This is a genomic window from Pilimelia terevasa, assembly GCF_014647915.1.
Lineage (GTDB): Bacteria > Actinomycetota > Actinomycetes > Mycobacteriales > Micromonosporaceae > Pilimelia > Pilimelia terevasa.
Window position 1 is genome coordinate 262,430 of the sequence record NZ_BMQC01000005.1, and the last position, 23,424, is coordinate 285,853.

General features: G+C 76.2%; 20 protein-coding genes. 13 read left to right on the forward strand and 7 right to left on the reverse strand.

What is annotated here, in order from left to right; translation table 11 throughout:
• Window positions 1–42: 42 nt before the first annotated feature.
• Window positions 43–399, reverse strand: coding sequence for a HesB/IscA family protein (locus IEY75_RS09520; protein WP_189113950.1), 357 nt, complete (start codon window positions 397–399; stop codon window positions 43–45).
• A gap of 226 nt (window positions 400–625) precedes the next feature.
• Complete coding sequence (locus IEY75_RS09525; RefSeq protein WP_229789483.1) at window positions 626–1,768, reverse strand: glycerate kinase family protein; 1,143 nt, start codon at window positions 1,766–1,768, stop codon at window positions 626–628.
• Window positions 1,769–2,259: 491 nt separating this feature from the next.
• On the opposite strand from IEY75_RS09525, the gene nadA reads away from it, so the two are divergent.
• The 5 genes from nadA to IEY75_RS09550 all read left to right on the forward strand — a co-directional run bounded on the left by nadA (window position 2,260) and on the right by IEY75_RS09550 (window position 8,729).
• Entirely contained in the window at window positions 2,260–3,393 is a 1,134-nt protein-coding gene (gene nadA, locus IEY75_RS09530; RefSeq protein ID WP_189113951.1) for a quinolinate synthase NadA, read from the forward strand.
• Window positions 3,394–3,606: 213 nt separating this feature from the next.
• Window positions 3,607–4,989 carry a UDP-N-acetylglucosamine 1-carboxyvinyltransferase gene (murA, locus tag IEY75_RS09535; protein WP_189113866.1) on the forward strand — a complete coding sequence of 461 codons (1,383 nt, stop codon included), beginning with the start codon at window positions 3,607–3,609 and terminating at the stop codon, window positions 4,987–4,989.
• A gap of 80 nt (window positions 4,990–5,069) precedes the next feature.
• A complete protein-coding gene (locus IEY75_RS09540) occupies window positions 5,070–5,702 on the forward strand; it encodes a DUF3043 domain-containing protein (protein WP_189113867.1) in 633 nt (210 codons plus the stop codon).
• Window positions 5,703–6,175: 473 nt separating this feature from the next.
• On the forward strand, window positions 6,176–7,642 hold the full coding sequence (locus IEY75_RS09545) for a WG repeat-containing protein (protein WP_189113868.1): 1,467 nt from the start codon (window positions 6,176–6,178) through the stop codon (window positions 7,640–7,642).
• Window positions 7,643–7,730: 88 nt separating this feature from the next.
• Complete coding sequence (locus IEY75_RS09550; protein ID WP_189113869.1) at window positions 7,731–8,729, forward strand: aldo/keto reductase family protein; 999 nt, start codon at window positions 7,731–7,733, stop codon at window positions 8,727–8,729.
• A 22-nt stretch (window positions 8,730–8,751) separates the two neighbouring features.
• On the opposite strand, the gene IEY75_RS09555 is transcribed toward IEY75_RS09550, so the two are convergent.
• Window positions 8,752–8,949: a hypothetical protein gene (locus IEY75_RS09555; protein WP_189113870.1), complete on the reverse strand. Its 198-nt coding sequence runs from the start codon at window positions 8,947–8,949 to the stop codon at window positions 8,752–8,754.
• A gap of 163 nt (window positions 8,950–9,112) precedes the next feature.
• Here IEY75_RS09555 and IEY75_RS09560 point away from each other — a divergent pair, with 163 nt between their 5' ends.
• The 3 genes from IEY75_RS09560 to IEY75_RS09570 all read left to right on the forward strand — a co-directional run bounded on the left by IEY75_RS09560 (window position 9,113) and on the right by IEY75_RS09570 (window position 12,566).
• On the forward strand, window positions 9,113–10,747 hold the full coding sequence (locus tag IEY75_RS09560) for a bifunctional adenosylcobinamide kinase/adenosylcobinamide-phosphate guanylyltransferase (protein WP_189113871.1): 1,635 nt from the start codon (window positions 9,113–9,115) through the stop codon (window positions 10,745–10,747).
• Window positions 10,748–10,808: 61 nt separating this feature from the next.
• Window positions 10,809–11,612 carry an adenosylcobinamide-GDP ribazoletransferase gene (locus tag IEY75_RS09565; protein WP_189113872.1) on the forward strand — a complete coding sequence of 268 codons (804 nt, stop codon included), beginning with the start codon at window positions 10,809–10,811 and terminating at the stop codon, window positions 11,610–11,612.
• 204 nt (window positions 11,613–11,816) lie between these two features.
• Window positions 11,817–12,566 carry a S1 family peptidase gene (locus tag IEY75_RS09570; RefSeq protein WP_189113873.1) on the forward strand — a complete coding sequence of 250 codons (750 nt, stop codon included), beginning with the start codon at window positions 11,817–11,819 and terminating at the stop codon, window positions 12,564–12,566.
• A gap of 58 nt (window positions 12,567–12,624) precedes the next feature.
• Here the strand turns inward: IEY75_RS09570 and gcvT are convergent, their stop codons facing one another.
• Window positions 12,625–13,737, reverse strand: coding sequence for a glycine cleavage system aminomethyltransferase GcvT (gene gcvT / locus IEY75_RS09575; RefSeq protein ID WP_189113874.1), 1,113 nt, complete (start codon window positions 13,735–13,737; stop codon window positions 12,625–12,627).
• Window positions 13,738–13,948: 211 nt separating this feature from the next.
• Here gcvT and IEY75_RS09580 point away from each other — a divergent pair, with 211 nt between their 5' ends.
• The gene (locus IEY75_RS09580; RefSeq protein WP_189113875.1) at window positions 13,949–15,499 is read left to right on the forward strand and encodes a leucyl aminopeptidase; all 1,551 of its coding nucleotides are present in this window, start codon (window positions 13,949–13,951) and stop codon (window positions 15,497–15,499) included.
• Between the two features lie 39 nt (window positions 15,500–15,538).
• Here the strand turns inward: IEY75_RS09580 and IEY75_RS09585 are convergent, their stop codons facing one another.
• Complete coding sequence (locus IEY75_RS09585) at window positions 15,539–15,871, reverse strand: hypothetical protein (protein WP_189113876.1); 333 nt, start codon at window positions 15,869–15,871, stop codon at window positions 15,539–15,541.
• A 268-nt stretch (window positions 15,872–16,139) separates the two neighbouring features.
• On the opposite strand from IEY75_RS09585, the gene lpdA reads away from it, so the two are divergent.
• From lpdA to IEY75_RS09600, 3 genes are all read left to right on the forward strand, one after another.
• On the forward strand, window positions 16,140–17,525 hold the full coding sequence (gene lpdA / locus IEY75_RS09590; protein ID WP_189113877.1) for a dihydrolipoyl dehydrogenase: 1,386 nt from the start codon (window positions 16,140–16,142) through the stop codon (window positions 17,523–17,525).
• Between the two features lie 42 nt (window positions 17,526–17,567).
• A complete protein-coding gene (gene sucB, locus IEY75_RS09595; protein ID WP_189113878.1) occupies window positions 17,568–19,538 on the forward strand; it encodes a 2-oxoglutarate dehydrogenase, E2 component, dihydrolipoamide succinyltransferase in 1,971 nt (656 codons plus the stop codon).
• 97 nt (window positions 19,539–19,635) lie between these two features.
• Window positions 19,636–20,562 (forward strand): TIGR01777 family oxidoreductase, encoded by a 927-nt coding sequence (locus IEY75_RS09600; RefSeq protein WP_189113952.1) that lies wholly within the window; start codon window positions 19,636–19,638, stop codon window positions 20,560–20,562.
• A gap of 58 nt (window positions 20,563–20,620) precedes the next feature.
• Here the strand turns inward: IEY75_RS09600 and IEY75_RS09605 are convergent, their stop codons facing one another.
• Both IEY75_RS09605 and IEY75_RS09610 read right to left on the reverse strand, forming a co-directional pair.
• The gene (locus IEY75_RS09605) at window positions 20,621–21,004 is read right to left on the reverse strand and encodes an SCO5389 family protein (RefSeq protein WP_189113879.1); all 384 of its coding nucleotides are present in this window, start codon (window positions 21,002–21,004) and stop codon (window positions 20,621–20,623) included.
• Between the two features lie 31 nt (window positions 21,005–21,035).
• On the reverse strand, window positions 21,036–21,992 hold the full coding sequence (locus tag IEY75_RS09610) for an ATP-binding protein (protein ID WP_189113880.1): 957 nt from the start codon (window positions 21,990–21,992) through the stop codon (window positions 21,036–21,038).
• Between the two features lie 161 nt (window positions 21,993–22,153).
• Here IEY75_RS09610 and IEY75_RS09615 point away from each other — a divergent pair, with 161 nt between their 5' ends.
• Window positions 22,154–23,389 (forward strand): MFS transporter, encoded by a 1,236-nt coding sequence (locus IEY75_RS09615; RefSeq protein WP_189113881.1) that lies wholly within the window; start codon window positions 22,154–22,156, stop codon window positions 23,387–23,389.
• The last annotated feature ends 35 nt before the right edge of the window (window positions 23,390–23,424 follow it).

The following is a 23,424-nucleotide window of genomic DNA, read 5'->3' on the forward strand; positions in this document are numbered from 1 at the left end:
CGCGCCCCGGCCGGCGCGCGGCCGGTACCGGTGCCGTGCCGGTCAGTGGAACGAGTCGCCGCAGGCGCACGAGCCGCCCGCGTTGGGGTTGTCGATCGTGAAGCCCTGGGCGTCGATCCGGTCCGCGAAATCGATCTTGGCGCCGGCCAGGTACGGGGCGCTCATCCGGTCGACGACGACCTCGACCGCGCCGAACGCGGCCACGACGTCGCCGTCGAGCGACCGCTCGTCGAAGAAGAGCTGGTACCGCAGGCCGGAGCAGCCGCCGGGCTGCACCGCCACCCGCAGCCGCAGGTCGTCGCGGCCCTCCTGCTCCAGCAGGGCGTGCACCTTCTCGGCCGCCACGTCGGTCAGGATCACGCCGGTCGCGCCGTCGGCGCCCGGCGCGGCGGCGGGCATCGCCGCCGGGGCGCCGCCGCCACCGCCGCAGCAGCCGCCCGCGGGCTCGCTGGAAGCGCCGGCCGACGGGCCAGCGGTCTCGGTCGTCGCAGCGGTCTCGGTCACTGTCCTGGTCTCCTGATCGCTCTGCCCGGATCCGGCTCCGGATCCGAGGTCGGCCACCGCCGTCGGCCGCACCGGCCAGGCGGGTGAATCGGCACGGGGTGCCGGGGTACCCGCACCAACGCTAACCGCCCGCCGCCGCATTCCCAAGTCCGGCCCACCGGGCCGCCAGGTCCCCCGCCAGGCCGGCCAGGCCCCCGCGGGCGCCCGCCCGCGCCCGGGCCGCCGAGCCCAGCCGTCCGGTCAGCGTGTGGACCTCGGCCAGCCCCAGCGCCGCGACCTCGGCGGGCGCCAGGGTCGACCGGCCCGCCACCGCCACGCACGGGACGCCGTGCCGCGCGGCGACCGCGGCGACCTCCGCGACCACCTTCCCGCGGGCGGTCTGCGCGTCCAGCGCCCCCTCGCCGGTGACCACCAGGTCGGCCGCCGCGACCCGGGCGTCCAGCCCGGTCAGGTCCCGCACGAGCCCCGCCCCCGGGACGAGCCGCCCCCCGAGCGCGAGCAGCGCCGCGCCCAGGCCGCCGGCCGCGCCGGCCCCCGGCCGCTCCCCCGGCGCCGGCGGGCACCGGGGCAGGCTCCGGGCGAGCAGGGCGGCGAAGTGGCCCGCGGCGGCGTCCAGCGCCGGCAGGTCCCGGCGGCGCAGGCCCTTCTGCGGGCCGTACACCGCCGCGGCGCCCGCCGGCCCGGTCAGCGGGTTGTCGACGTCGGCCGCGCCGACCAGGTCCACCGGCCCGAGGTCCGGCACGGCCGCGAGCGCCGCCGCGCCCGCCAGGGCCAGCCCGCCCGGCGGCAGTGGCACGCCGTCGGCGGCCACGGGGGGCGCGCCGAGAGCGTCGAGCAGGCCGGCGCCGACGTCGTGGGTACCGGAGCCGCCGAGCCCCACGACGACCCGCGCCACGCCGGTGCCCAGGGCGGCGGACAGCAGCACGCCGACGCCGTACGTCGAGGCGTGCCGCGGGTCGCGCTCGCGGTGGCGCAGCAGGTGCCGGCCGCACGCCTGCGCGCTCTCCACGTAGGCCGTACCGCCGCCGACCAGGATCCGCGCCGCGACCGGCCGGCCGAGCGGGTCGACGGTCGGCACGGCGACGAACTCGCCGCCGACGGCCGGCGCCAGCGCGTCGAGCAGGCCCGGCCCGCCGTCGGCGAGCGGGGCGAGGACGACCTCGTCGGACGGGGCGGCGGCGCGCCAGCCCGCGGCCACCGCCGCGGCGGCCTCGGCCGCGGTGAGGGTGCCGGCGAACTTGTCCGGGCAGACCAGCACGCGCACCCCGGGACTCCCTCCGCCACCTGCCGCCATCATCGCGCCCCCCGGCCGCGAATCAGGGCGCGGGGCCGGCCCGGGATGTCGCCGACGGGACATCGGGCGCCGCCGCGCCGGGCCTGGCATCCCCGGTAGGGACGTGGCCCGGCATCATCCGACCGGCTCCCGCGGTCCGCCGGACAGCGCGCCGTCGCTCTCAACTGCGCCGGGAACGCTGGTGAGCCGGCTCATGGCCGGTGTCGGCACCCCGTGCGACGATGGGCCACGTGACCCCTCCCCCCGCCACCTCCCACGCCTCCGCCACGGGACCCGCCTCCGCCACGGGACCCGCCTCCGCCACGGGACCCGCCTCCGCCACGGGACCCGCCTCCGCCACGGGACCCGCCCCCGCCGCAGGACCCGCCGGCACCGGAGTCGCCGCCGACCCGCCCGCCGCCGGAGCCCCCGCGCCCGCGCCGCGTCCCGCCGAGGGCTGGGCCGAGCCCGCCGCCACGCCGCTGGCCCTGCTCCTGCTCGGCCAGGGCAGCGACCCCGGCAGCGAGCCGGGCGTCGACTGCCCCGGGTCCCTGCCGGCGGCCAGCGACCCGGACCTGGTGGCCCGCGCGCGGGCGGCGAAGGCCGCGCTCGGCGACCGGGCGTTCGTCCTCGGCCACCACTACCAGCGCGACGAGGTGATCGCGTTCGCCGACGTCACCGGCGACTCGTTCAAGCTGGCCCGCGACGCGGCGGCCCGGCCGGCGGCGGAGTTCATCGTCTTCTGCGGCGTGCACTTCATGGCCGAGAGCGCCGACATCCTCACCGGCGACGACCAGAAGGTGATCCTGCCCGACCTGGCCGCCGGCTGCTCGATGGCCGACATGGCCGCGCTCCCGCAGGTGGAGACCGCCTGGGAGGTGCTGGCCGACGCCGGGGTCGTCGACCAGATCGTGCCGGTCACGTACATGAACTCCTCGGCCGACATCAAGGGGTTCGTCGGCCGGCACGGCGGGCTGGTCTGCACCAGCTCCAACGCCAAACGGGCACTGGAGTGGGCGTACGCGCGGGGCGGGAAGGTGCTGTTCTTCCCCGACCAGCACCTCGGCCGCAACACCGCGGTCCTGGAGCTGGGCTTCGACCTGGCCGACTGCGTGCTGTACGACCCGCACAAGCCGGGCGGCGGCCTCACCCCCGCGCAGGTGCGGGACGCCCGGATGATCCTGTGGCGGGGGCACTGCTCGGTGCACGGCCGGTTCACCCTCGACAGCGTCGAGGAGGTACGGCGCCGGGTACCCGGGGTGAACGTGCTGGTCCACCCGGAGTGCCGGCACGAGGTGGTCCGCGCCGCCGACCTGGTCGGCTCGACGGAGTTCATCATCCGCACCCTGGAGGCGGCGCCGCCCGGCTCGGCGTGGGCGGTCGGCACGGAGCTCAACCTGGTCCGGCGCCTGGCCAACGCCCACCCCGAGAAGCGCGTCATGTTCCTGGACAAGACGGTCTGCTACTGCGCCACCATGAACCGGATCGACCTCCCCCACCTGGTGTGGGCGCTGGAGGAGCTGGCGGCCGGCCGGGTGGTCAACCGGATCACCGTCGACCCGGAGACCGCCCGGTACGCCCGGGTCGCCCTGGACCGCATGCTGGCGCTGCCCTAGCGGCCCGGCCGCCGGACGGGGAGGATGACGGGCGCAACGGCCAGGTGGGGGAACCGGCCCGGCGGCGCTATGCTGCCGAGGACGCACATGTGGATACTTTCCCACTCCCGCCGCCGCGGATCGCACCGCGGCGCTCCGCGGCGAGGCGGACGACTCCCAGGCTCCCGGTACTCCCCCGCCGTGGAAGCCTGGCCGTAGCAGCGAGGTGACGGCGTGAGCGAGACGACGAGGCGACCGACGTCGGAGACCGACGTGCTCGTCGTGCGCGGCGGCACCCCGCTCCAGGGCACGATCCGGGTCCGCGGCGCGAAGAACCTGGTCTCCAAGGCGATGGTGGCCTCCCTGCTGGGCGACGGCGTGAGCCGGCTGTACGACGTGCCGGAGATCCGCGACGTCGAGGTCGTGCGGGGCCTGCTGGAGCTGCACGGCGTCCGGGTCAGCGACGGCGCCGAGCCCGGCGAGCTGGTGCTCGACCCGGCCAACGTCGAGAGCGCGCACGTCGACGAGATCAACGTGCACGCCGGCTCCAGCCGCATCCCGATCCTGTTCTGCGGCCCGCTGCTGCACCGGCTGGGCCACGCGTTCATCCCGGACCTGGGCGGCTGCCACATCGGACCGCGGCCGATCGACTTCCACATGCACGCCCTGCGGCAGTTCGGCGCCGTGGTCGACAAGACCCCGGGCGGCCTGCACCTGACGGCCCCGGACGGCCTGCGCGGGACGAAGCTGGAGCTGCCCTACCCCAGCGTCGGCGCCACCGAGCAGGTGCTGCTGACCGCCGTCCGCGCCGAGGGCGTCACCGAGCTGCGCAACGCGGCCGTGGAGCCGGAGATCATCGACCTGATCTGCGTGCTCCAGAAGATGGGCGCGATCATCAACGTGCACACCTCCCGGGTCATCGAGATCGAGGGGGTGCCGCGGCTGGCCGGGTACGCGCACCGCCCGATCCCCGACCGGATCGAGGCCGCGAGCTGGGGTGCCGCGGCGCTGGCCACCGGCGGGCAGGTCGAGGTCGTCGGGGCCCGCCAGGCCGACATGACCACCTTCCTCAACGTCTTCCGGTCCGTCGGCGGCGCGTTCGAGATCACCGACGTCGCCCCGCCCCGCGACGGGCACCCCGGGCACGAGGGCGGGATCCGCTTCTGGCACCCCGGCGGCGAGCTGCGCGCGGTGGCGCTGGAGACCGGCGTGCACCCCGGCTTCATGACCGACTGGCAGCAGCCGCTGGTGGTGGCGCTGACGCAGGCGCGCGGGCTGTCGATCGTCCACGAGACGGTGTACGAGCAGCGGCTCGGCTACACCTCCGCGCTGAACACGATGGGCGCGACGATCCAGACGTACCGCAACTGCCTGGGCGGGACCCCGTGCCGGTTCGGCCGGCGCAACTTCCACCACTCGGCGGTGATCGCCGGACCGAGCAAGCTGTACGCCACCGACCTGGTCATCCCCGACCTGCGCGCCGGCTTCAGCCACCTGATCGCGGCGCTGGCGGCCGAGGGGACGTCCCGGGTGTACGGGGTCGATCTGATCAACCGCGGCTACGAGGACTTCGAGGCGAAGCTGGCGGCCCTGGGCGCCGCGACCGAGCGCCCGTGACGGACCGCGGTCCCCGGGCCGCGCGGGCGCCGGCCCACCCCGCGGGGTGGTGGGCGCCGCGCTTGGCTACCCTTGCCCGCGTGCCGTCTCTCTTTCGCCGCAAGTCCGCCGACCTGGTCGAGAACGCCGTGAGCACGGACGCCCCCGAGGCGCCCGCCGATCCGGCCGCGGGCCGGGGCCACACCGCGAGCAAGCGGGAGCGCGGCCTGGTCACCCCCCGCCGGGCGGAGGCGCAGAAGCGCCGGCCCGCCGCGGCGCCGCCCGCCGACCGCAAGGAGGCCATGGCGCGCGCCCGCGAGCGCCGCCGCGGCCAGCGCGCCGAGGCGATGGCGGGGATGCGCCGCGGCGACGACCGGTACCTGACGGCCCGCGACCGGGGGCCGGAGCGGGCCCTGGTCCGGGACCTGGTGGACAGCCGGCGCACCGCGGGCACGTGGTTCTTCGGCGGCGCGCTGCTGGTGCTCATCGGCTCCTCGCCCTCGATGCCGCCGGTGGCGCGCGCGGTGTCGCAGTACGTGTGGCTGCTGCTGGCGCTGGCCGTGGTCGTGGACAGCACGCTGATCGCGATGCGGATCCGCAAGCGGATCCGCGCGGAGTTCCCGCAGAGTACGCAGCGCCCGGGTGGCCTGGCCTTTTACGGGATCATGCGCGCCCTGACATTCCGGCGGATGCGGATGCCGTCGCCGCGCGTCGATCTCGGCGACAGGATCTGAATAGACCGCCGCGCTATTGCGGTACCGCGCGGAAATGCTTTTCCCGGTGATTCCGAAAAGAAACTAATCGGGCAAATCGGCCCAGGTTACGGGTGCGCGGCGACCAGTTGTGTGAACCGGCCCACCGGCCGTTCACCCGCCGGCGGGACTTCCCGTAACCGGACCCCCGGGCAGGCGCGTAGGTCATGGCGGGGGCGGTCGCGCGTGGGCCGTCCGGCCGGTGCGCCGGTCCGCCGGCCGGACTGATCATCGGCGAACGGCCACCGGTCCCCGGCGAATTGTCGGCAAGGCGCCACTTTCGCGGGGGCGGCGCACTGGCGGTGAGGTGGGTCACACCGATACCCTCCTGACGTATTCCGCACTATTGCGGGCCATCGGCGAAATCGCCACAGCAGACCGGCCGGGGCAGCAGACCGGCCGCGGAGACCAGCCGGGGTGGAGGGCGTTTGCCGTATGGGTGGCGAGGTGACGACATGACCGCGAACCCGTTCCACACCCGGCCCTCGACCACCCCCGAGTGGGCGCTCACCGACACCGGCCACTGGCCCGCCGCGGGCGTCCACCCGAGCGCCGCCGCCGACCGCCGCGCCGTGCCCCACGGTCGCCCGGGCGTGTACCGCGGCGCCGCGCCCGTGCCGACCCCGCCGCCGGACGCGCTGCGCCGCCGGCCGGCCCCGTACCGCCCGCCCGCGCCGGCCGCGCCCCCGCTGACGCTGCGCGCGGACGCGCTGACCCCCGAGGACCGGCCCGAGGACGAGGCGGAGACGCGGCTGGCCGCCTGCCGCGGGCACCTGGACCCGCGGACCCTGCGCGAGGTCGTGACCCGGCCGGCGCTGGTTCAGGCGCTGCGCGACGACCTGGGCCGCGCCATCAGCCGGGCCGCCCACGACGCCACCCGGGCCCGGCTGCTGAGCCTGCGCGCGGTCGCCTCGCGGCTGCTCGGCGACCTCGGCGAGGCCCTGCGCGACGGCCAGTGGGCGCTGGACCACGCCAAGGCAGTCGGGGAGCTGCGCCAGCTCGCCGTCGTCCGCGCCCGGCTCGCCCACATCCACCAGTGGCGGGGCGAGTTCGGCCAGGCGGACCGGCTGCTCGCCCTCGCCTCCTGCGCCGAGCTGCCCGACGCCCTGCGCGCCAGCGTGCACGAGCAGGCCGGGCGTTCCTGCTACGAACAGGGCAGGCTGGTCGAGGCGATCAAGCACTTCGACCAGGCGGTGACGCTGTGCGGCGACGCGCGCGCGCCGATGGTGCCGCGGATCGCGCTGGCGCTCGGGGCGGTCGCCGAGCGCGCCGGCCGGCACGGCTTCGGGCCGGCGGCCCGGGACCGGGCGACCGTCCTGGGGGTACCGCCGGCGCCGGTCCTCACCCGGGACGACCGCACGGGCGCCTGGGGGTACGCCGACGCCGCCGGCCGGCCCCTGGTGCCCGCGGCCTACCGGCAGGCCCAGCCGTTCGGCGACGGGATGGCCTGGGTCCAGCCCAGCGAGGCCGACGGGTGGCAGCTCATCGACGCGACCGGCGCCGCCCGCGGGCCGCGGGGGTACGAGGACGTGCGGCCGTTCCGGTCCGGCGTGGCGGCGGTCCGCCAGGACGGCTGGGGCGCCATCGACACGGTGGGCCGGGTCGTCGTCCCGCTGCGGTACCGCGGCTTCGCCACCGCGCTGTCCGACGGCCGGTACCTGGACGGCTTCACCGAGGAGGGGCTGGCCGTGGTGGACACCGGCCGGTGGCGGGGCGTGGTCGACCGCACCGGGCGGCAGTGGGTCGAGCCCCGGTACCGCACGGTGGTCATCCACCCGCTCGCGTTCCTCATCGTCGACGGCGGCCAGTGGGGCGCCCTCGACCGCCGCGGACGCGCGCTCATCTCCCCCACCCACGGCGACCGCCGGGCGCTGCACACCGCCCTGCGGCGGCGGCTGCGGGTGGAGGCCCCCGTCCTGTGACGCCAGCCCGCTGACGCCCGCGGCCCCGGACCACCCTGGCCGCCCGGTTCGCCCGGCGGGGCGCGGGGGCGCCCGATAGGCTCGCCCCATGCAGTTCCGACACCTTGGCCGGTCCGGCCTGCTCGTCAGCGAGCTGGCCTACGGCAACTGGATCACCCACGGCTCGCAGGTCGAGGAGGACGCCGCGACAGCCTGCGTGCAGGCCGCGCTCGACGAAGGCATCACCACGTTCGACACCGCCGACGTGTACGCCGGCACCCGCGCCGAGGAGGTGCTGGGCCGGGCGCTGAAGGGCGTCCGCCGCGAGGGCGTCGAAATCTGCACCAAGGTGTACTGGCCGACCGGTCCGGGCCCCAACGACCGGGGCCTGTCCCGCAAGCACATCACCGAGTCCGTGCACGGCTCGCTGCGCCGGCTGGGCACCGACTACCTGGACCTGTACCAGGCGCACCGGTACGACTTCAGCACGCCGCTGGAGGAGACCATGACGGCGTTCGCGGACCTCGTGCACAGCGGCAAGGTGCTCTACATCGGCGTGTCCGAGTGGACGGCCGACCAGATCCGCGCCGCCCACGCCCTGGCGCACGAGCTGCGCATCCCGCTCGTGTCCAACCAGCCGCAGTACTCGGCGCTCTGGCGGGTCATCGAGGCCGAGGTCGTGCCCGCGTGCGCCGAGCTGGGCATCAGCCAGATCGTCTGGTCGCCGCTGGCGCAGGGCGTCCTGACCGGCAAGTACCTGCCGGGCCAGGCGCCGCCGGAGGGCTCGCGCGCCACCGACGACAAGTCGGGCGCGGCGTTCATCGCCCAGCTCCTGCACCTCGACGTGCTGACCGCGGTCCAGCAGCTCCGGCCGGTGGCCGACGAGGCCGGCCTGACCATGGCCCAGCTCGCGCTGGCCTGGGTGCTGCAGAACCCGAACGTCTCCGCGGCGATCATCGGCGCCACGCGGCCCGAGCAGGTCCGCGACAACGTGCGCGCCGCCGGGGTGACCCTGGAGCCGGACGTCCTCAAGGCGGTCGACGAGGCGCTGGACCCGGTCGTCGAGCGCGACCCGGCCAAGACCGTCTCGCCCCCCAACCGGCCGTAGCGGGCGGGCGGCGCGGCGGCGCTCAGCCGGTCGTCTGGAGGCTCATCGTGTACTCGACGCGGTCGTCCTCGCGCAGCGTCACGGCGGCCACCCCGTCCTCGGCCAGCTCGCGCCACGCCTGGCCGATCCACGACTCGGCGTCGGCCTGGCTCGGGAAGGTCTCCTGCGGACCGTCGACCGCCGCGCCGGACGCGTCCTCGTACCGCCATGTCCACGACATCGTGCGCTCCTTCGGGTGCGGCCGCGGGGCGGCCGGTGCGGTTCGGCCGGTCCGGTCAGGACCGCCGGGGCCAGCCTACGGCGGGCCGGGGGCGGGCACCACGCTGCGACGCGCGCTCCCCGCGCGCGGCGGGGCGGCCGGCGGTCTGGACTAAGGTACGGGCATGTCCGACGGCAACTGGCGCAGCGTCCTGGTCCTCGGCGGCATCCGGTCCGGGAAGTCCGCGTACGCCGAACGCCTCGCGGCGGCCGCCGCGCGGGTCCGGTACGTGGCCACGGCCGCCGCGCCGGACCCCGCGGACGCCGAGTGGCAGGCCCGGGTGGCCGCCCACCGCGAGCGCCGGCCGGCCGGCTGGCGGACCGAGGAGCTGGGCGCCGACCCGACCGAGCTGGCCGCGACGCTGGCCGGGGCCGCGCCCGACGAGGTCGTCCTCGTCGACGACCTGGGCGGCTGGGTCACCGCCGCGCTGGCCGCCGGGGCCGCCGACCCGACCACCGGAGCCGACGACCCGACCGCCGGGGCCGAAGGCCTGATCCCGGGGGCCGAGGGCCTGGCCGCCGCCGCGCAGGCGCTCGCCCGGGCCGTCGCGGCGAGCCCCGCCCGGGTCGTCCTGGTCAGCCCCGAGGTGGGGCTCACGCTGGTGGCGCCGACGCCGCTGGGCCGGGCGTTCACCGACGCCCTAGGCACGCTCAACCAGGCCGTGGCCGGCGCCTGCGACCGCGTCGCCCTCGTGGTGGCGGGCCAGCCGACCTGGCTCAAGCACGAACGGGCGCCGGGCGCGCGCCAGGCGGGCGCCGCGTCCGTCACCGAGGTCGCCCCCGCCCCGGCCGAGGCGCTGCCGGACGACTGGGACATCCCGCTGCCGGACGAGGTCCTCGCCGCGCAGGCGCGCGCCGCGCTGGCGACGCTGGCGCCCGGCCTGGGCCGGCTGGTGGAGGGCATCGCGTTCACCGCCGGCACGCGCGGGGTGCACCCGCCGCGGCCGTACGCGGTGCCGGTCGTGGTGGCCCTGCACGCCGACCGCGGCGGCGCGCTGGCCACCGGGGAGGCGCCGGGGCACGAACGCCGGGACGCGCTGCTGGCCGGCCGGGGGCCGCTGGCGGCGCTGGCCGCGCAGGCCGGCGCCCGGGTCGAGGTGCTGTCGCTGGGCGAGGTCCGGCCGGTGGAGGACGGGCCGGCGGCGACCGCGGAGGCCGCCGCCGCGGCCATGGCCCAGGGGTACCAGCTCGCCCGGCGGGCCGCCGCCGAGGGCGCCGACCTCCTGCTGGTCGCGGCGACCGGCGCCGGTACCGCGAGCGCGGCGACGGCCCTGGCGGCCGCGCTCGGCCGGGCCGAGCCGGCGGCGCTGCTGCCGCGGGTGGTGGACACCGAGGGGCTGATCGACGACCTGTCCTGGATGCGGCGCTGCGCCGCCGTCCGGCGCGCGGTGTTCGCGGTGCGGCGGGAGGTCGACCCGCTGGCCGTGCTGGCCGGGGTGGGCGGCGGCGACATCGCGGCGGCGGCGGGGCTGGTGCTGGGGGCGGCGGCGCACCGGGTCCCGGTCCTGCTGGACGGGCCGGTCGGGGCGGCGGGGGCGCTGGCGGCCGCGGAGTTCGCGCCCGACGTCCGGCACTGGTACCTGCTGCCGGACGAGGGCCGCGGCCCGCTGCTGCCGGGCCTGGCGGGCCTGCTCGGTACCAGCGCCCTGACCGACCTGGACCTGGACCTGGGCGAGGGCTGCGCCGGCCTGACGGCGCTCGGCGTGCTCAACGCCGCGCTCGCGCTGGCCGGCACGCTGCTGGCGGAGGCGGACGCCTGATGGACCCCGCCGCCGGGGCGGTCCCGTCGCCCGGCGCGGCGGACCGCGCCGCGGCGGTGCGGTGACGTCGCCCGACGCCGGTGCCCGCGGCGGCAACGGGGCTGCGCGGCGGGGGGCGGGGCTGCGGCTCGCGCTGACCACGCTGACCGTGCTGCCGGTGCGCCCGGGGCCGGTGGACCGCGCCGCGGCGGCCGGGGCGATGCGGCTGGCCCCCGCGGTCGGCGCGCTGGTCGGGCTCGGCAGCGGCGCGGTGCTGGTCGCCGCGGCGGCGCTCACCGGCGCCCCGCTGGTGGCCGGCGGGCTCGCGGCCGGGGCGGCCGTCCTGCTGACCAGGGGCCTGCACCTGGACGGGCTGGCGGACACCGTCGACGCCCTCGGCTCCTACCGGCGGGGCGCGGCGGGCCTGGCGGTCATGCGGCAGGCGGACATCGGGCCGTTCGGGGTCGCCGCGCTCGTCCTGACGCTGCTGGTGCAGGCCGCGGCGCTGGCGGCGCTGGCGGGCCGGTCGCCGCTGGGCGCCCTCGCCGCCGCGGCGGCGGCCGGGGCGGCGGGCCGGCTGGCGGCCGGCTTCGCCTGCCGGCGCGGCCTGCCCGCGGCGCGGTCGGACGGCCTGGGCGCGCTGGTGGCGGGGACCGTCGGCCCGGCGGCGTTGGCGCTCGGGTTCCTGGCGACGGCGGCCCTGGCGGTGCCGGCGGTACCGGGCCGGTGGTGGCAGGGTCCGGTCGCGGTGGCGGTCGCGCTCGCGGCCGCGGTGCTGCTGGTCCGGCACGCGGTGCGGCGCTTCGGCGGGGTGACCGGCGACGTCCTGGGCGCCGCGGTGGAGGTCGCGGTGACGGTCACGCTCGTGGGTCTGCTGCCCCGCTGACCACCCTGCGCAGCTCGCCAGCTACCGAAAGCCGTGGGTTCGTGTCCGCGCGGGCATTTCCCCGACCCATTGACCTATCTATATTCGTCCATGCGTTCTAGCGTGGGAGGGCAAGCGGACCACCCCGTCCCGCCGTGCGGCCGACCACCCCCACCGGCCGGCGCTGCCGCACTCCCATGGCCCTCACCAGTCAAGGAGCCACCCGTGAAAAGCTATCTGCGCCTCGCGCTCGTCGCACTGACCACCGGCGCGATCGCCGTCGGCGTCGGCGTCGCGCACGCCGACGAGGCACCGGAGCCCAGCAACCGGATCGTCGGCGGCAAGGTCACCGCCGAGAAGTGGCCGTTCACCGGCAGCCTCGGCGGCTGCGGAGCCGCGCTGATCCACGAGAGGTGGATCGTCACCGCCGCGCACTGCACCAGCGGCGGCGGCGGGCAGGTGCGGCTGGACAGCAACAACAAGAACTCCGGCGGCGAGGTCGTGCGGGTCAGCCGCTACACCCGCCACCCCCAGTACCAGGAGATCCACGACATCGCCGTCGGCGAGCTGGCCTCGCCGGCCAAGACCGCGCCCATCCCGATCGCCGCCGACATCCCGGTCGGCACGAAGACCAAGCTGCTGGGCTGGGGCGCGACGACCCCGTCGGGCGGCTCGCCGTCCAACGTGCTCAAGGAACTGGACACCTCGGCGGTCGAGGCCGGCCGCTGCAAGGGCATCGCCGGCCGGTTCGACCCGGCGAGCGAAATCTGCACGGACAACCCCGGCGGCAACCAGGGCGCCTGCTTCGGCGACTCGGGCGGCCCGCAGATCGCGCAGAACAACGGCCGCTGGGAGCTGGTCGGCGTGACCAGCCGCGGCGAGCAGACCTGCGCCCGCAAGCCCTCCATCTACACCAGCGTCCCGGCGCACCTGAGCTGGATCAAGGACGCGACCAAGGGCGCCGTCGGCGGCTGACCCGCATCCACGCCGACAGCGGCGGCGGCCCCGCGGGGCCGCCGCCGCGCGCGTCAGGTCAGCGGACCGAGGGCGTCACGAACGGCGGCTTAGTCACCGTCATCGCGCAGCGGCGGCCGCGGATGTCCACGGTCACCGTGGCGCCCTCGGCGAGCCCCGCGGCGGTGTCCAGCAGCGCCAGCGCGATGCCCTGCTTCAGGGTCGGCGAGAAGGTGCCGCTGGTGATCTCCCCGACGACGGCCTCGCCCGCGTGCACCGCCATGTGCGCCCGCGGGATGCCGCGGTCGGTGGCCCGCAGGCCCCACAGGGTCCGGCGCGGCCCGGCCGCCCGCTCCGCGACCAGCGCCTCGCGCCCCCAGAACTCCGGCTTGGACCAGCCCACCGCCCAGCCGGCGCGGGCCTGGACGGGGCTGATCTGCGGCGAGAGGTCCTGGCCGTGCAGCGGGTAGCCCATCTCGGTGCGCAGCGTGTCCCGGGCGCCCAGCCCGCACGCCCGCACGCCCCACGGCGCGCCCGCGGCGAAGACCGCGTCCCACACCGCCACGGCGCCCGCCGCCGGCACCACCAGCTCGTACCCGTGCTCGCCGGTGTACCCCGTCCGGCAGACCGTCAGCGCCACCCCGCCCAGCGCCGCGGTCTCGAACGACATGTACTCGTGCGCGGTCGGCAGCCCCAGCGCCGCCAGCAGGTCGGCCGACCGCGGACCCTGGACCGCCAGGACCGCGTACGCCTCGTGCGCGTCGGCGACGCGCACGCCGGCCGGCGCCGCCTCGGCCAGCCGCCGGACCACCTCCGCGGTGTTGGCGGCGTTGGGGATCAGGAAGACGTCGTCGTCGCCGTGCAGGTAGGCGATGATGTCGTCCACCACCCCGCCCGAGGCGTCGCAGCACAGCGTGTACTGCGCCCGGCCGGGCTTGATCCGGGCCAGGTCGTTGCTGAGGCAGCGGTTGACGAAGTCCGCCGCGCCCGGGCCGGCGACCCGCGCCTTGCCCAGGTGCGACACGTCGAACACCCCCACGCCCGCGCGCACGGCGGTGTGCTCGGCCACGACTCCGCCCCCGGCGTACTCCAGAGGCATCTGCCAGCCGCCGAACGGCGCGAACTTCGCGCCGGCGGCCTCGTGCCGGGCGTGCAGGGGCGAGCGGCGGTCGGCGCCGGAGGACTCAGTCATGGCTGGGAACTTACCGGCCCGTCGACAGGCTGTATCGACCGGCGGGCCAGGAGGCTAGCATCGGCGGGACATGACCTCCGCCCACCGGTAACGTGGGCGGACAGTCGTGCTGTACCACCACGGGGTGCCGACAGATCCGGCGCACCGTGGCGCGTCCCACTCGTCGCCTGGTCGCGGTGCGCGACCCGGCCCCCACCGCCGGAGTAGCCGCGTGACCCCGCCTGTCAAGAAGCGTCCCCAGACCACCCTGTCCCTGGTGGACAACGACCCCGCCGAACTGCCCGTCGACGCCCTCGTCGTCGGCGTGCACAGCCAGGCCGACGGCCTGCTGCTGGCCACCGGCGCCGAGAGCGTGGTCGCGGCGTTCGACGGCGCCCTGACCGACACACTGCGCCTGCTCGGCGCCACGGGCGCCGCCAACGAGATCACCAAACTGGCCACTCTCGGCACGCTCACCGCGCCGGTCCTGGTGGCGGTCGGGCTCGGCCCGGAGCCCACGGGCGCCGCGCCGCGCCCCGAGGTGCTGCGGCGCGCCGCCGCCAGCGCGGTCCGGTCGCTGGCCGGGACGGCGAAGGCGGCGCTCGCGCTGCCGCTGCCCGACGACGCCGACGCCCCGGAGGCGGTGCGCGGCGTGGCCGAGGGCGCGCTGCTGGGGGCGTACCAGTTCGCCGGGTACAAGACCGGCGACCGCGCCCGGCGCCGGGCGGCGGTGCCGGCCGTGCAGATCCACGTCCCCGACGCCAAGGACAAGGCCGCCAAGGCGGAGTTGGCCCGCGCGGCCGTCGTCTGCGCCGCCGTGGCCCGGGCCCGGGACTTCGTCAACATGGCCCCCAACGAGCTGCGCCCGCCGGCCTTCGCCGACGCCGTGGCCCAGGCGGCCACCGACGCCGGCCTGACTGTCGAGGTGCTCGACGAGAAGGCGCTCAAAAAGGGCGGCTACGGCGGCATCCTGGCCGTCGGCATGGGCTCGGCGGCCGCGCCGCGCCTCGTGAAGCTCACCTACACCCCGACCAAGAAGAAGAAGGTCGCCCGCGTCGCGCTGGTCGGCAAGGGCATCACCTTCGACAGCGGCGGGGTCTCGATCAAGCCGTCGGCCGGCATGTGGGAGATGAAGTCCGACATGGCCGGGGCGGCGGCCGTCGCCTCGGTGATGATCGCGGTCGCGGCGCTGAAGCCGGCCGTCGCGGTGACGGCGTACGTGCCGATGGCGGAGAACATGCCCTCGGCGACCGCGTACCGGCCGGGCGACGTGGTGACGATGTACGGCGGCAAGCGGGTCGAGGTGCACAACACCGACGCCGAGGGCCGGATGATCCTCGCGGACGCGATCGTGCGCGCCTGCGAGGACGGCTGCGACTACCTGGTGGAGACGGCGACCCTGACCGGCGGCCAGGTGACCGCGCTCGGCAAGCGGATCTCCGGCGTGATGGGGACCGAGGAGCTGTGCGAGCGGGTCCGCGTCGCCGGGGAGGCCGTCGGCGAGCCGATGTGGCCGATGCCGCTGCCGGAGGAGGTCCGCCGGGGCATGGACTCCGACATCGCCGACATCTGCCAGATCAACGCCTCGGGCGACCGGTCCGCGCACATGCTGCAGGGCGGGGCGTTCCTGTCGGAGTTCGTGGCCGACGGGGTCCCGTGGGCGCACCTGGACATCGCCGGGCCGAGCTTCCACACCGGCGAGCCGACCGGCTACCTGGCCAAGGGCGGCACGGGTATCCCGGTGCGCACGCTGCTGGCGCTGCTCGACGACCTGGCCGGCTGACGCTCCCGCGGGTCCGGGCCGGCGGCGCGCGCCGCCGGCTCAGACCTCGGGGTGCGGGGCGTCGGGCCGCAGCCGGCGGCGGGCGTTGTAGTCGCGCATCCGCTGCGGATACCCGGTGAGCTGGACGTCGTACAGCGGGATGCTCATCTTTCGAGCGAAGCGGGCCGCCGCCTCCGGGTCCCGGACCCGGCGGCGGGTCCACTCGCCGTCGTGGGCGATGAGGATGACGGTGGTCTCGGTCATCACGGTCCGCGGTTCCAGGTACGCCTCGACGCCGTACCTGTTCTGGACGAACCACCCGAGATGGGCGAAGGCGTCACTCTGGCCCTCGCGGTGCCCTGAACTGGCCTTCCGACGACGAAACCAGTTCATTCCAGGCGCCTCCCGCCCTCGCTCCCGCAGTGCGGCCCAGGGTACGCCGATGCCGCAACCGCCACGGAGAGTCAGTCCCGGCGTGACCGACGTGTCCTTCGGCACCTGCCTGCCCGAAGCCGTTCCACAAGTGACAAGATGGCCTGGCGGGGGTGTTCCCCGCAGCGTACGCGCGGCGGCGGGCCACCACCGCGGCCGACACCACCGAGACCACCGCGCAGCGGTGCCGCCCGATCCGGTCGGCAGCGCCGTACCCCAGGAGACGACCGTGAGCGACCCCAACACCTTCGACCTCGTGATCCTCGGCGCGGGTAGCGGCGGGTACGCCTGTGCGCTGCGCGCGGCCCAGCTCGACCTCAAGGTCGCGCTGGTGGAGAAGGGCGAGCTGGGCGGCACCTGCCTGCACCGCGGCTGCATCCCCACCAAGGCGCTGCTGCACGCCGCCGAGGTCGCCGACCAGACGCGGGAGTCGGAGCAGTTCGGCGTCCTGGCCGAGCTGGCCGGGATCGACATGAAGGGCGTCAACGCCTACAAGGACGGGGTCGTCGGGCGGCTGTACAAGGGCCTGACCGGGATGCTCCAGGGCAACAAGAACATCACGATCGTGCAGGGCGCCGGGCGGCTCGTCGCCCCGGACACCGTCGAGGTCGACGGCCGCCGGGTCACCGGCCGCCACGTCGTGCTGGCCTCCGGCTCGTACTCGCGCAGCCTGCCCGGCCTGGAGGTCGACGGCGAAAAGATCATCGCCAGCGAGCACGCGCTGACCCTGGACCGGGTGCCCGAGTCCGTGGTGGTGCTCGGCGGCGGGGTCATCGGGGTCGAGTTCGCCAGCGTGTGGCGCTCGTTCGGCGTCGAGGTCACCATCGTCGAGGCCGCGCCCCGCCTGGTCCCGGCCGAGGACGTGGACTGCGCGAAGGCGATCGAGCGGGCCTTCCGCAAGCGGAAGATCAACTTCAAGGTCGGCAAGCCGTTCGAGAAGGTCGAGAAGACCGGCAAGGGCGTCCGGGTCACCATCGCCGGCGGCGACGTGGTCGAGGCCGAGCTGCTGCTCGTGGCCGTCGGCCGCGGCCCCAGCACCGCCAACCTCGGGTACGAGGAGCAGGGCGTGAAGATGGACCGCGGCTTCGTCCTCACCGACGAGCGGCTGCGCACCAGCGTCCCGGGCATCTTCGCCGTCGGCGACATCGTCCCCGGCCTCCAGCTCGCCCACCGCGGCTTCCAGCAGGGCATCTTCGTCGCCGAGGAGATCGCCGGGATGCACCCGGCCGTCATCGACGAGAACGGCATCCCGCGGGTCACCTACTGCGACCCCGAGGTCGCCTCCATCGGACTCACCGAGGAGAAGGCCAAGGAGCAGTACGGCGCCGACCAGGTCCGGTCGTACAACTACAACCTCGGCGGCAACGGCAAGAGCCAGATCCTGAAGACGGCGGGCTTCATCAAGCTCGTCCGGGTCGCCGACGGCCCGGTCGTCGGCGTCCACATGGTGGGCGCCCGCGTCGGCGAGCTGATCGGCGAGGCGCAGCTCGTCTACAACTGGGAGGCGTTCCCGGAGGACGTGACCCCGCTGATCCACGCCCACCCGACCCAGAACGAGGCGATGGGCGAGGCGTTCCTCGCCCTGGCCGGCAAGCCGCTGCACGCGCACGCCTAGGCTTCACCACAGAAGAACCGCCACCGAAGGAGTCGACTAGAGATGCCGGTATCGGTCACCATGCCGCGACTCGGCGAGAGCGTCACCGAGGGCACCGTCACCCGCTGGCTGAAGGCCGAGGGCGAGCGGGTCGAGGTCGACGAGCCGCTGCTAGAGGTCTCCACCGACAAGGTGGACACCGAGATCCCGTCCCCGGCCGCGGGCGTGCTGTCGCGCATCGTCGTGGCGGAGGACGAGACCGCCGACGTCGGCTCGGAGCTGGCGGTCATCAGCGACGGCGCGGCCGCCGCGGCGCAGCCCGCCGCGCAGCCGGCACCGGAGCCCGCGGCGCAGGCGCAGGCGCCCGCGCAGGCCCCGCCCGCGCCGCAGGCCCCGCCCGCGCAGGCGGCACCGCAGCAGAGCCCGCCGCCGCAGGCGGCCGCGCCGGACGGCGGGGCGACCGGCGCCGGCGGTACCGGCACGCCGGTGACGATGCCGGCCCTCGGCGAGAGCGTCACCGAGGGCACCGTCACCCGCTGGCTGAAGCAGGTCGGGGAGCGGATCGAGACCGACGAGCCGCTGCTGGAGGTCTCCACCGACAAGGTCGACACCGAGATCCCGTCCCCGGTCGCCGGCACCCTGCTGGAGATCAGGGTCGCGGAGGACGACACCGCCGAGGTCGGCGCGGTCCTGGCCGTCATCGGCGCGGGCGCCGCGACCGGTGCGGCCTCCACGCCGGCACCGGCCGGCGGCGCGGGCTCCGGCCGCGCGGACTCCGGTGCCGCTGGCGCGGGTTCCGCGGCCCCGCCGACCGCGACCCCGGGTAGCGCGGGCTCCGGCAGCGCAGGCTCCGGCAGCGCGGGCTCCGGCAGCGCGGGCTCCGGCGGCGCAGCTTCCGGCGGCGGTGCCGCGCCGGCCGCGCCGTCGGCCGCGGTACCTCCTCCGCCGCCTCCGCCCGGCGCGGGCGCCGCGCCCGGCACGGGCACCCCGGCCGGGGTCGAGTCCGCTCCGGCGCCGCAGGTGGGCGGCGGCAGCGCCGCCGTCGGCGCGGCGGCCCCGGCTCCCGCGAGCGGCAACGGCGGGCCGGCCACGGCCGGCGCCAACGGCGGCGGCGGGTACCTGACGCCGCTGGTCCGCAAGCTGGCCGCCGAGCAGGGGGTCGACGTCTCGGCGCTCGCCGGTACCGGCGTCGGCGGCCGGATCCGCCGCCAGGACGTGCTGGACGCGGCGGCCCGGGCGAAGGCGGCCTCCGCCGCCGCCCCGAGCACCGCCGCGGCACCCGCTGCGGCCAAGGGGGCGCCGAGCCCGCTGCGCGGCCGGACCGAGAAGCTGTCCCGGACCCGGGCGCTGATCGCCCGCCGGATGGTCGAGTCGCTCCAGATCTCGGCGCAGCTCACCACGGTCGTCGAGGTCGACGTCACGAAGATCGCCAAGCTGCGGCAGCGGGCCAAGGACGACTTCCTGGCCCGGAACGGCGTCAAGCTGTCCTTCCTGCCGTTCTTCGCGCTGGCCGCCGTCGAGGCGCTGCGGGTACACCCGAACGTCAACTCCTCGCTCGACCTGGAGGCCGGCACGGTCACGTACCACGCGGCCGAGCACCTGGGCATGGCCGTGGAGACCGAGCGCGGCCTGCTGGTACCGGTGATCCACCACGCCGGGGACCTCAACCTCGCGGGCCTGGCCAAGCGGATCGCCGACGTCGCCGAGCGCACCCGGACGAACAAGATCAGCCCGGACGAGCTGTCGGGCGGCACCTTCACGGTGACCAACACCGGCAGCCGCGGCGCCCTGTTCGACACGCCGATCATCAACCAGCCCCAGGTCGCCATCCTCGGCACCGGCGCCGTGGTCAAGCGGGCCGTCGTCGTGGACGACCCCACGCTGGGCGAGGTCGTCGTGCCCCGCTCGATGGTGTACCTGGCCCTGTCCTACGACCACCGGATCGTCGACGGCGCCGACGCGGCGCGCTTCCTGACCACCGTCCGGGAGCGGCTGGAAGGCGGCCAGTTCGAGGCGGAACTCGGCCTGGCCTGATTGCGCGACGCCCGGGGGGCGTGCCGGCTGCGGGCCGGCGCGCCCCCCGTTTTCCGCCGAGAGGGCGGCCGCCCGCCGGCCGCGGAGAGAGGTGCCGATGCACGTCGTCCTGGCCGGGGCGTCCGGCTTTCTGGGCAGCACGCTGGCGGCACAGCTCCGGCTCGCCGGCCACACCCTGACCCGCCTCGTGCGCCGCACGCCGGACGGGCCCGAGGAGCGGGCGTGGGATCCGCACCGCGGCGACCTGGACCCGGCCGTCCTCGCCGACGCCGACGCCGTGGTCAACCTGGCCGGCGCGGGGGTCGGCGACCGGCGCTGGAGCGCGGAGTACAAGCGGACGATCCGCGCCAGCCGGGTCGCGCCCGCGCGCACCCTGGCCGCCGTCCTGGCGGCGCTGCCCGCCGACGCCCGCCCGGCGGTCCTGCTCAGCGCGTCCGGCATCGGCTGCTACGGCGACACCGCGGACTCCCCCGTGGACGAGTCCGCGCCGCTGGGTACCGACTTCCTGGCCGGCGTGTGCCGGGACTGGGAGGCGGCGACGGCGCCGGCCGCCGACGCCGGGGTCCGCACCTGTCTGCTGCGCACCGGGCTGCCGCTGCACCGCGACGGCGGCTTCCTGCGGCCGCAGCTCCTGCCGTTCCGGCTGGGCCTGGGCGGGACCTTCGGCAGCGGCCGGCAGTGGCTGCCCTGGCTGTCCCTGCACGACTGGCTGCGCGCGGTCCAGCTCCTGCTCGCCGACGAGACCGTCGCCGGGCCGGTGAACGTCGTCGGACCGGCTCCGGTGCGCAACCGCACGTTCACTCGGGCCTTCGCCGCGGCCCTGCACCGGCCGGCCTTCTGGCCGATCCCGGCGGTGGCGCTGCGGGTGGTGCTCGGGGAGTTCGCGGTGGAGACGGTACGCAGCATCCGGGCCGTCCCCGGCGTGCTGAGCGCGGCGCGGTTCACCTTCCGGCACGCCGACCTGGACAGTGCGCTCGCCGCGGCGCTGCACGAGCCGCGCACCTACCCGCCGGCCGGGCGCTGAGCGGAGCCGCCGCGACGCCCCGACGAGGAAGGGCGCCGCGGCGGACGAACCGGCCCCGTCAGCAGTCGCGCAGCTCCGGCGACTGGTTCAGCAACTGGCCGCGGGGCGAGACGAAGGCCCGGTACCGCACGCCGTCGACCTCGGCCGGGGCGAACGCGGCGACCCGGTGGCAGTTCTGGAACGCCAGCTTCACGCCGAAGTGCCGCTCCAGCCCGCCGCGGATCGCGTCGCTGGCCAGGGCGCGCAGGAGCTGGCCGCGGGCGGCCTCGTCCGGCGGCGGTACCTCGTGGTCGGCGAAGCCGCCGCCGGCCCGGCCGGCAACGTCGGCGACCACCGCCCACGCGTAGGGCAGGGACTGGCGGACGCAGGCCACGAACGCGGCGTCGTCGACCTCGCCGCGGGTGGCCCGCTCCAGCAGGTCGTCGGATACCTCAAGCGACATGTGCGGTCTCCTCTTGGTGTGATGGACGGTTTCAGCGGACCGACAGCGCCGGCCCGAGGACGAAGTCGGGGTCGATCTGGTCCCGCAGGTCGGCGCCGGCCCGCTCGTTAGCCCAGGCCAGGGCGTTGCGCCGGTGGAACTCGTGGGCGTGCCGGGTCAGCCGGTCCCAGTCGCGCGGCGCGGCGTCGACGGCCGCGCGCAGGGTGGCCAGCGCCGCCGCGTTGGCCGGTTCGAGCCGGTCCAGCGGGGCGGCGGCGCCCTTCTCCGCGGCCCGCACGTACCCCGACCGGCCGCACCAGGTGAGCAGGTCGGCGCCGACGTGCGCGCGCAGGAAGGCCACGTCGGCGTCGTCCTCGACCTTGTTGCCGACGACCCGGACCGGGATGCCGAACTCGCGGGCGTGGCCGACGTACTGCCGGTAGACGCCGACGCTGCGCACGGTGGGCTCGCAGACGAGGAACGTCATGTCGAAGCGGGTGAACAGGCCGGAGGCGAACGAGTCGGCACCGGCGGTCATGTCGACCACGACGTACTCGTCCGGCCCGTCGACCAGGTGGTTGAGGAGCAGCTCGACGGCGCCGACCTTGGAGTGGTAGCAGGCGACGCCGAGGTCGGCGTCCGCGAACGGGCCGGTCACGGCCAGCCGGACGCCGCCGACAGCGGTGACGAGCCGGTCGTAGAGGGGGTTGCCGGTCTCCTCGACGGCGAGCAGCCGCGACCCGGGGCCGGGCGGCGTGGTCTTGACCATGGCGGCCGCGGAGCTGATCCGCGGGTTGTCGCCGCGCAGGTACTCCTTGATCTCGGTCAGGTGCGCGCCCAGCGCGGGCAGCGCCGCGGCCTGCGCCTGCGTGGCGCCGAGCGCGACGGCCAGGTGCTGGTTGATGTCGGCGTCGACCGCCAGCAGCGGCGCGTCGGCGACCGTCCGGGCGAACAGGGCCGCCAGCGTCGTCTTGCCGCTGCCGCCCTTGCCGACGAAAGCGATCTTCACGGGGTTTCCTTCTGGTCCGGGTAGCGGGTCACGCCGGTTATTGGTACTCGTTTTCGTTTCCATCTGCAACTGACCCGCGGGTGACCCACCCGACCGGGTGATCACCATCGATGCAGACCCGCCCGGCCCGGCCGGCGCGCCGGCCCGTAGCGTCGGCCGCTGTGCGCCGACTCCTCGACCGCCTGTTCCCCCCGCGCCTGGGACCTGGGTTCCGCTGGCTGCTGGGCTCCTCCTGGACGTCGAACCTCGGCGACGGCATCACGCTGGCCGCCGGCCCCCTGCTGGTGGCGTCGCTGACCGACGACCCGTTCCTGATCTCGCTGGCCGCGCTGCTGACCTGGGCGCCGCCGCTGCTGTTCGGCCTGTGGGCCGGCGTGCTGTCCGACCGGCTGGACCGGCGCCGGATCGTGCTGGCCGCCAACGCCGTGCGCGCGGCGGTCCTGCTGGCGCTGGTCGGCACCCTGCTGGCCGGGGTGCTCCCGGTGGCCGGCGCGCTGGCGGCCCTCGGCCTGGTCGCCACCGCCGAGGTCTTCGCCGACAACGCCTCGGCCACGCTCGCGCCGATGCTGGTCCGCCGCGACGACCTCGCGGTCGCCAACGCGCGCATCCAGACCGGCCTCATCACGCTCAACCAGCTCGTCGGGCCGCCGATCGGCGCCGCGATCTTCGCGGCCGGCGCGGCCCTGCCGTTCGCCGCCGAGGTGGTCCTGCTGGCCGCGGGGGCGCTGATGCTCTCGCGCCTGCGGCTGCCCGCCCACGGCCGCCCGCCGGGCACGTCGGGCAGCGTGCGCCGGGACATCGCCCAGGGCGTCCGCTGGACAGTGCGGCACCCGGCGGTGCGCACGCTGGTCCTGACGATCCTGATCTTCAACGTCACCTACGGGGCCGCGTGGTCGGTCCTGGTGCTGTACGCCAGGACGCGGCTGGGCCTGGGCGCGGTCGGGTTCGGGCTGCTCACCACCGCGGCGGCGCTGGGCGGGCTGCTGGGCACGGCCCTGTACGGCACGCTCACCCGGCTCGCCAGCCTCGGCGACATCATGCGCGTCGGGCTGGTCATCGAGACACTGACCCACCTGGCGCTCGCGCTGACCCGGTCGGCGTGGCTGGCCATGTCGGTCTTCTTCGTCTTCGGGGTGCACGCCTTCGTCTGGCACACCACCTCGACCACCGTCCGGCAGCGCGCGGTGCCGCAGGAGTTGCAGGGGCGGGTGGGCAGCGTCAACGTCATCGCCGTCTTCGGGGGCCTGGTGGCGGGCTCGGCGATCGGGGGCGCGCTGGCCAGCCGGTACGGCGTCACCGCCCCGTTCTGGTTCGCCTTCGGCGGCTCGGTGCTGTTCCTGGCCCTGCTGTGGCGTGAGTTGAGCCGGATCGCCCACCAGGACCCGGAGCCGGCGTGAGCCCGCTCTCCCGGACTGGGTGACCCGCCCCGCCG